The sequence below is a fragment of the Collinsella sp. D33t1_170424_A12 genome (assembly GCF_015554865.1).
In the GTDB taxonomy this organism is placed as follows: domain Bacteria; phylum Actinomycetota; class Coriobacteriia; order Coriobacteriales; family Coriobacteriaceae; genus Collinsella.
Genome location: NZ_JADNJJ010000064.1, coordinates 1 through 1,548, shown reverse-complemented (window position 1 = coordinate 1,548; position 1,548 = coordinate 1). Strand labels below are relative to the sequence as shown.

Sequence of the window (1,548 nt, the reverse complement as noted above, 5' to 3'; positions counted from 1 at the left end):
GACCAAAAGATCCTGCTCGAAAAGTGCGGCAGAAGCAATGATATTCGCCGAATCATCAAGTACAAATGAGCCGCCGACATACAGGTCGCTATCATAGAGACCTACTGGAGCCATACATGCAATCCAAATGCGATGTTGTTCGGCAAGATTACGATATTGGGAGATACATGAACCCGCACCCAAGGTAGCGCTGAGCTCATCCACAGAGAAAGGAGATAGCTGAAAGTAGAGGCATGCGTCGGTGCCCGGGGGCAGCAATTCAATGTCGCGATTGAGATCGAATGAAAGCGCGATTCGGAGGCCATCAAGATCGAAGCAGATGGGCGCCCAGGGATCCGCTGACTCATCCATCTTCATGCGGGATTGAGAGGCCAGAAGCCGGAGTGGAATCACACGTCCGTTTCGAAGATAAAACGTTTCGAATAAGACCCCCTCCCCATAAGCAACGGGAGCGGGAACAAGGGCAGCATGAACCCCCGACGCCTGAACATCGGAGGACAAAGAGTGTAGCGCGTCAACAAGGCGCGTCTGGTACGCCGAACTCCCAGCAAAGGTGCCAGGCTGGGACCCACATATAAGTGGTGCGGGAAATGCGATCAGATCGGCACCGCGAGACTCGGTCATATGGAGCTGAGAACGAGCGCGCATCTGAAAGGCCTCAAGATCCCCAATCGGAAGATGAATTTGAGAAAGCGCGACCTTCATGAATCCCCTTTAGCACGACTATAAACCGTCATTATCATACAACGTTGTGCTGAAAAGCATAAAGAAGGGGGGCTTAAAACCCCCTTCTAAATGTCTATAACAATATACAAAAACGATTCTAAAACGATGCCTTCCACAAACCATGAAGGTTGCAATATGCATATACCGTTCCGGACTTAACGCCGCCCGCAAAGAAGGTGGTAGGCGTCTGTCCGGGCTTCAGATAATGGAATTCCAGACGGTCACCAGACTCAAGCGCGACCCACTCGATATAGTGCTCGGCCGTCATCGGATGCTCGACCTCGCCAATAGTCACGTGAATAATGTGGCCATCGCGCTGCAGCTCAACAGAAGGAACATGCTTCTCAACAGCGGCGTCAACAGAATTCGCCTCAACAAGTTCGTAGCCAGCAGGCGCAGCAGAGTCATTCGACAAACTTGTCAGGAAGGAACCGTCAGCAATGCACTTAAAAAACTGAGCCATAAGGAGCCTCCTATACATGAGTTAATAACGTTGAAAAGTATGCCCACTTATATTGTTTTCAGACGCTGCTCGCAGTATCGACACGAAGCCGGCAATCACTTCTGGCTATTCGCAACATCCAAAGGATTCAGCTTGACCGCAAAGCACAACCATCAAAGCAATGAGATCAAAGAAAAGGGACAGCAACGCCTGCCCGCAAGAATGGTCCTGATATACACGAAAAAAGATGCGCTTGAAACCCTATAGCCAAGAACCGTGCTCGATAGCCGCTCGCCCCGCCGGGCCCCCTTAAACGAAGGAAGGGGCCCTCCCTCGCGGGAGGACCCCTTCCATGCACCGAAGTGCCGTCCACCGGTCAG

Annotated in this window: 1 protein-coding gene and 1 pseudogene; both read right to left on the bottom strand. The window is 51.7% G+C overall.

The window, feature by feature from the left end; all coding sequences use genetic code 11:
• Window positions 1–705: pseudogene (locus I2E26_RS03240) on the bottom strand (hypothetical protein); the annotation flags it as partial.
• A gap of 118 nt (window positions 706–823) precedes the next feature.
• Entirely contained in the window at window positions 824–1,189 is a 366-nt protein-coding gene (locus I2E26_RS03235) for a desulfoferrodoxin family protein (protein ID WP_195419584.1), read from the bottom strand.
• Between the last annotated feature and the right edge of the window lie 359 nt (window positions 1,190–1,548).